This is a genomic window from Roseobacter sp. HKCCD6576-2 (assembly GCF_013179285.1).
In the GTDB taxonomy this organism is placed as follows: Bacteria; Pseudomonadota; Alphaproteobacteria; order Rhodobacterales; family Rhodobacteraceae; genus Rhodophyticola; species Rhodophyticola oceani.
Genome location: NZ_WVNW01000036.1, coordinates 1 through 6,902 on the forward strand (window position 1 = coordinate 1; position 6,902 = coordinate 6,902).

The 6,902-nt window shown below is 55.1% G+C and carries 6 protein-coding genes; all 6 read left to right on the top strand.

Features of this window, described 5'->3' with window-relative positions:
* On the top strand, nucleotides 1-3,009 hold a 3,009-nt coding region (locus GTF44_RS21635), incomplete at its 5' end, for an autotransporter domain-containing protein (RefSeq protein WP_171563428.1).
* Between the two features lie 153 nt (nucleotides 3,010-3,162).
* Nucleotides 3,163-3,870 (top strand): ceramidase domain-containing protein, encoded by a 708-nt coding sequence (locus tag GTF44_RS21640; protein ID WP_171563430.1) that lies wholly within the window; start codon nucleotides 3,163-3,165, stop codon nucleotides 3,868-3,870.
* Nucleotides 3,871-4,279: 409 nt separating this feature from the next.
* On the top strand, nucleotides 4,280-5,029 hold the full coding sequence (locus GTF44_RS22710) for a ParB/Srx family N-terminal domain-containing protein (RefSeq protein ID WP_367383447.1): 750 nt from the start codon (nucleotides 4,280-4,282) through the stop codon (nucleotides 5,027-5,029).
* 70 nt (nucleotides 5,030-5,099) lie between these two features.
* Nucleotides 5,100-5,360 carry a type II toxin-antitoxin system ParD family antitoxin gene (locus GTF44_RS21650; protein WP_171563432.1) on the top strand — a complete coding sequence of 87 codons (261 nt, stop codon included), beginning with the start codon at nucleotides 5,100-5,102 and terminating at the stop codon, nucleotides 5,358-5,360.
* On the top strand, nucleotides 5,353-5,646 hold the full coding sequence (locus tag GTF44_RS21655; RefSeq protein ID WP_171563434.1) for a type II toxin-antitoxin system RelE/ParE family toxin: 294 nt from the start codon (nucleotides 5,353-5,355) through the stop codon (nucleotides 5,644-5,646). Before GTF44_RS21650 ends, GTF44_RS21655 begins: the two co-directional genes overlap by 8 nt.
* Before the next feature lie 676 nt (nucleotides 5,647-6,322).
* Nucleotides 6,323-6,637, top strand: coding sequence for an autotransporter outer membrane beta-barrel domain-containing protein (locus GTF44_RS21660; protein ID WP_171563435.1), 315 nt, complete (start codon nucleotides 6,323-6,325; stop codon nucleotides 6,635-6,637).
* The last annotated feature ends 265 nt before the right edge of the window (nucleotides 6,638-6,902 follow it).

Genomic DNA, 6,902 nt, shown 5'->3' on the forward strand with positions numbered 1-6,902 from the left:
GGCCGTTTGACCAAGTTCAAGGGGCGGGTAGCAAGCATTGCACCGGGGCTTTCGGGCGTGGCGACTGCGGCGGTGCCGCAAACAACGGCGCTGGCGGTAACCTGCACCCTTCTGACATCCGCACTGGGGCTGTCTCCCGCTCAGGCAGATGTGGGGCGTGGGTTCTTCGGGTATTGGGTCGAGGGCGAAGAAGATTCTACGAATTTTGATACTTTTGAGAGCTTTGGCACGTTAACCCTCCCTGGAACCAGCACTCCAGTCTTGAGTCCTGACGGTGAAACGCTTGATATCGGCGCTGTTGCGCTTAACATTGGCAATGAGCATGGCCGTGATGGGAGATTCATGGTTTCTGATGGGCAGCGACTCGTAACAACCAATGGCATAGCTGTGCGCGGTGGCGAGTTTGCTGTCACTGGCGCGGGAGCGATCGTGGAGACCTCGGGTATCTCCGTTTATTCCAAGCCACATCGGCTCGGAAAACTCAGTATTGCCGACGGTGGAGTCGTTAGGATCACTGGGGCGCAATCTGAAGTGGTACAGCTTGTGTTTGGACTGGATCTTTATTGCTACAACCATAACGATAGTTCCCGACGTCCGGACGCTGACTGCGCGCATGAAACTGAGCTTGAAATCGATGGTGAGGGCTCCCTATTGGAGCTAACTCCACCCTCAAGCGGTCATTTGGGATTCCTTAACAGTTACGCCGATGTGCAGACCGCAACCATTACGATCTCGAATGGCGGAATGTTCAGGGTCCGTGAAGCAACAGGGAATTATCGCGTGTACGTCCGTTGTGATCCTATCCCTGATTCGATTGCGTGTAACCCGATTTATCGTAATGTCTCGCATGAGGAAGCGAATGCTGGCCCATACGGCGCCCACCCTGATGGTCATCTAGTGTTCAACATTGGCGCGGCTTCGGGGGAGGCGGCTGTTGCGGCTGGATTTGTCGACTTCCACAAGCCACTTCCTCTAGCGGGTACCAGTCAGCTTGTCTTCAATCACACCAATACCGACTATGAGTTTGGGGCGGCAATCAGCGGCACTGGCTCTGTTCTTGTCGAGAACGGCACAACAATTCTGACCGGTGCGAACACTTATACCGGTGGCACAACGATCACGGGCGGCACTTTGCATGTGGCGGAGGGCGGCAGCATTGCGGGTAACATCATCAACAACAGTCCCAACGCGCGTGGCCTGGTCTTTGCCCCCTCTGAAGCGCTCACCTACGAGGGGGTGATCTCGGGCACGGGCAACCTCACAAAAGAGGGTCCGGGTCGGCTGACGCTGACCAGCGCGAACAGCTATACCGGCGGGACGACGGTCACCACTGGCACATTGCGGTTGGCCGACGGTGGCAGTGTTGCTGGAGACATGACAGTCACGGGTGGCACGTTGCAGGTGGATGACGGCGGCAGCATTGATGGTGCCACGACGGTGTCCGGGGGGGCACTGTTGGTGAATAGCAGCCTACAAGGGATCACACTCAACGATGGGGGTGTGCTTGGTGGCGATGGGACTGTTAGCGGGGTGTCCGTGAACTCTGGAGCAACTCTGGCGCCAGGCAATTCCATCGGCACACTGAATGTAGACGGGGATATCACCCTGAGCGCAGGCTCAAGCTACGCGGTTGAGGTCAATAGGAACGGCGCAGCTGATCTTCTGGCCGTTGATGGTGGCGTGACGATTGACCAAGGGGCCGTGGTCCATGTTTCGGCTGAACATGGCACGGATACCGGCTTCTACTATGCGCCGTCCACTGCATACACTATCCTGACGGCCGACAATGGTATCACCGGAACCTTCGGTGGCGTCACCGATAGTTTTGCGTTTCTGGATTCAACTCTGGATTATAGGACGTCCAACCAGGTCATCCTGGTGTTGGAGCGTAACCTGACGAGCCTTGCGGATGTTGCCGTCACAGAGAACCAGCGAAACGTTGCGATCGCTGTTGGCAACCTGAACGCAAGCAATGATGTCCTGAATGCGGTCATGGGCCTCAGCGCAGATGATGCGCGCAGTGCCTATGATACCCTTTCCGGGGAAATCCACCCTTCGGTCGATGGCTTGCTGATTCAAGACAGCAGCCTTGGTCGCACTGCGGTTAACAACCGTCTCCGTAGCGCGTTCGATGGTGTTGCCCCAAACGAACAACAGGCGATTGCCCAGGACAGGTCCGGTGGAAGCTCCATGGGGTGGTTCGAGGGCTACGGGCAGTGGAACTCCATCAGCGAGACCGACAATACGGCTGCACTGGACAGCCAGACGACCGGCTTTGTGGCCGGTCTCGACACCAACACCCTCGTTGATGAATGGCAAATCGGTCTGTTTGCCGGTTATGGCTCCAGCAGCTTGAGTGTCGATGACCGGGAGGCTTCGGGTGATGTCGACAGCTTCGTTCTGGGCGCATATGCTGGTTATCAGCTGAACAACTTTGGCTTTCGGTTCGGGGCAAGCAATGCCTGGCACAACGTTACCAGCGACCGGACCTTGACTGTCGGCGGCTTTTCCGATGAGCTGAGCGCAGATTATGCAGCCAATACGTTCCAGGTCTTTGGCGAAGTTGGCTATACACACACAACCCAGCTCGCCCGAATTGAACCGTTCACCGGCTTGGCGCTTATCAATCAGCGCACGCACGACTTTGTCGAGGAAGGGGGTGCAGCAACTCTCTCCACAGGCACTTCTTCACAGTCAGTTGGCGTCTTCTCATTGGGCACCCGGTTTGAGCGGCAGCTTCAAATCGTCGGCAGTGACGCGACCCTGCTGAACGGCAGCTTGGGCTGGCACCGCGCGCTCGGTGATTTGGACCCGGTCAAGACCATGCGCTTTAACGACAGCAGTGTCTTTGAAGTTGCCGGTGCTCCCGTCGAAGAGAACACATTTCTGGTCGAGCTGGGTCTGAGACACCAGGTGGATGGCGTCCTCTTCAACCTGAACTACTACAATGAATTCGGAGACCTCGCACAGAACCAGGGCTTCAGTATCAATGCGTCGTTCAGGTTCTAGGCCATGTTGAACAGCGAGTGCTTCATCAAAGACATGAGCTGTGGTGAGGCGCTCAATTGCTTTTCTTGGAATGTCCGTTCACAGTGGCCAAGGTCATTCGGAGTGTTAGCCAGCCTTCATGTTGTCTATGATAACACCTCATAATGGGAAGTCATGACGCCTATTGCTTTTATCGACTTATATTGCGAACGGACTGCTCCTGGCTTTTGCAATGAGCCTGTAAAAGCGATCAGCAATATTGGTTTTGTGATAGCTGCGATTTTCGCGTGGCGTATATCGCAAAAAAGAAAAGACGTAACCCCAGATTTATGGGAAATTTCGCTTTTTATGTTGGCGGCTTTGATTGGATTAGGCTCATTCCTGTTCCACACCTTTGCGAACAGCTACGCTGAACTTGCCGATGTCGTTCCGATTTGGAGTTTTGTCGCGCTCTATTTATTTGTTGTGATCTACAGGTCAACAGGCGAAGACGTCAAAAGAACGGTCCGTATTTCTGCAATCGCACTATTCGTTACCGGAACTGTATTCTGGTTTATGTCAGGCAATATCGTGACCGACATCCATAGTCACGACCACAGTCGTGGCTCGTTTAATGGGTCTTTGCAATACCTACCTGCCTTGGTCGCGTTGATCATCTTTAGTCTGATAACCGCCCTTCGCCGTCACCCGGCACGCAGAATGATCGTTTTCGCGACAACGGCTTTCTCACTATCCCTTGTCATGCGAACAATTGATCATTCGGTATGTGATCTGACAGGCATCGGAACCCATTTCCTTTGGCATATCCTGAACGCCGTCATGATTGGCATGCTGCTGGTTACCCTGGTGCGAGAGTATCCCCGTTTTGCGTCTACTAGGTGAAGTCCCGGAAGAGGGTGCTTACAAAAGATGTTGAAACCCATCGAGTGGATAAGCTGAGCTTCGTGAGGCGATTGCCAATCCGCGTCCGATATTAGGCGCGTGCCAAGCTGGCCTCCATCGCAAAGACCAGCTCGGCTTACCACCGGCACGCGACGCGGTGCGAGCCCCTTTGGCAGCATGATCCTGAGGGAGGATCATAAAGCAGTTGCTCAAACAGGGGGATCGGAGACGGGAGCGCGTGGAGCTTGCGCCGGAGAGGCTGAATTCACTTCAGGGAGCTGACGCAGCCGACGTGCTCTATCCTTGTTAATCCGTCAAAGCGCCTCCAGTTCCTTGCGGCGCTGCGGAACCAGATGCGAGACAAGTGTCCTTGCTGGACGGGCCTCTTGTCAGAAAAGGTGTTAAAGAGGTGAGGCCAACATCAGAGCAGCAGCGGGTCGTTTCCTGCGATATCAGGAGCCTGCACCCGTGGAGGCAATACGCGCGCAAGCACTCCAAAGCGCAATTGAAACAGATTGCCGCCAGTATCAAGGCATTTGGCTTTACCAACCCGGTATTGATTGACCGCCAACAGACGATCCTGGCCGGTCACGGGCGCGTGGCGGCGGCTCAGCTCCTGGGCTGGACGCTGGTGCCCTGTCTTTACGTCGAGCATATGAGTGAGGTTCAGAAACGGGCCTATGTACTGGCAGACAATCAGGTTGCTCTGAATGTAGCCTGGGACGAGAGTTTCTTGTCCGAAGAACTGCAGGCTCTGTCTGAAGCTGATCTGGGGTTCGACCTGGACCTGAACGGGTTTTCCACTGCGGAGATCGATGAGCTCTTCGCGCTGGATGCCCGGGAAGTCGGTCACGATCCCAAAGATGACAGGCTTCCGGAAGCGGCGCCGAGATGCGTCCAGCCGGAAGATATCTGGTCCCTTGGATCTCATGGCCTGATTTGCGGTGATAGCCTGGACGCTGCTGTGGTGGACGCCCTGATGCAAGAGGGGCGGGCCGGATGGTGTTCACCGACCCTCCCTACAATGTGTCCGTGGAGGGTCATGTCAGTGGTAAGGGGAAGACTAGGCATCGCGAATCTGCGATGGCGTCCGGTGGGCGCTGACGTCAGACACACTCACACATCCTGCAAAGCTGGTGCCGAAGGACGGGAGGGATGATGTGATCGATGAGTGGTTTACATAGATTGACAATCTGTGTAGATTTGATTGCATCTAACGGAGAAGTCCCATGCACATATCCTTGACAGATCGGCTGGATGACTACGTGCGTGAGAAGGTGGCCACGGGGCTGTACAACAACGCTTCTGAGGTGATCCGTGAAGCTCTGCGCCTCAAGATCGCAGCAGAAGAAACCGACGAGATCAAGCTCCAGAAGCTGCGCGATGCCATTGATCCAGCACTCGCACAGGCGGATCGCGGCGAATGTATACCCTTTGACATGGACGTTATCTTGACAGAGCTTGATCAGGACATGTCCACGAATGCCTGACCTGACTATCGCGCCTCTTGCGCGGGGTGACATCAAAGATATTGGTCGGTACACACAAGAAACATGGGGTATGGCACAGCGGAACACATATCTGCGGGCCTTTGCTGCCATCTTCGAACAGATACGTATTGGGACCGTCGTGGGACGTGCACGGGGCGAGATCAGGGAAAACCTGCTCTGCTATCCCTGCAACAGGCACATGATCTTTTTCCGCCGTACCTACATTGGTGATGTCGAAATCTTGCGTGTCCTGCATGAACGCATGGACTTCGAACGGCACCTCTGAGATCAGTTATCCTTTAGACGCCAATCCCTTAGGCTTCCCAAGCCGCGCTGACACCGCCTATAACAGTCCTATGATCCAACGCCTACAATCCTTCCTGATAGGCCTCGCGCCCGTGCCGGCAACACCGCCTTGGGGGCATATCAACTCCACCAGCAACCCGCGCTGGACCATCAACACGCTATCTCCCTGACAGAATTCATGGCCGCGAACCAAGATAAAAGCTAACTGATAGCTTGAAGTGCAAGAGCGACTTGGATACCCAAACGTGATCTTTTCTGTCTTCGAATGTCCGAAGGACTTCTCTACCGGCTTGCCTGAGACTGGTTCGAACAGGTCTCCTAGCACAGACACATCTAACCATCTATTTTTGAATGATTTTTCTCGCTGATCTTCTCTTTGGATTTCGGGATCTTTGCGATGCGGTTCTGGTGCGTGAGACGGATTTTGCGAGAATCGCGCTCAGATGTCGTCCGTCCGTCTTACTTGCCCGACTGTCAATCGGCATCCAAACGTGCCTCCTTATAGGCGTCCAAAATTGACTCCCTTTGTGCTTGGCTGGCCCGGCGCTGCGTAGCCCTCACATAGCGGAGCCGCGGCGGGCCAGCGGGGTTGCTGATGAGATGGAACAGAAGTTGACCGCCTGTTTGTGATACTGGATGATGCACGCGGAAGCGTGGTGTTGCGATTTCCGGTGGGAGAGCGTGAGACACAGGTGTGGAATGGTTTCTGGGCGCAGGATCAGGGGGCGAGTTGCCTCTATGGGATGGTGGACCTGTATCATGATTTTGGGTCTGGCAGTGAGGTGCGGGTTGGGTCCGCGTCGCTGACGAGTGAGAACGAGGCTTGGGCGCTTGGGGTTGGCGTTGGGGGCCGCTATGCGTGGACTGACCGCGTGGATCTCTTCGGCGAGGCCTCCTATGCCACAGGGCTCGGCAACGCCGGGGATGCAAGCGCCCTCAGCGCAAGCGCAGGCCTCAAGGTGATGTTCTAGAAACCCCAGGCCCCACTTCGCACCGGACGACAGACTCAATCATAGTCGGTTCCTATCCAAGTATAGGATTTGGGAATTTCCTGAAGGCAGCAAGCTAGTTCTATTGTTCAGTATGGAACGATTTGATTGGCCAGCGAGTGCTTGGCTAAAAACCGCCAATTTCCACAATAGATTCAGCCTGTTACTTGCAGGCCGAATGGGTCTGGCGTATCATCGGTTCATCGGTTCATCGGTTCATCGGTTCATCGGTTCATCGGTTCATCGG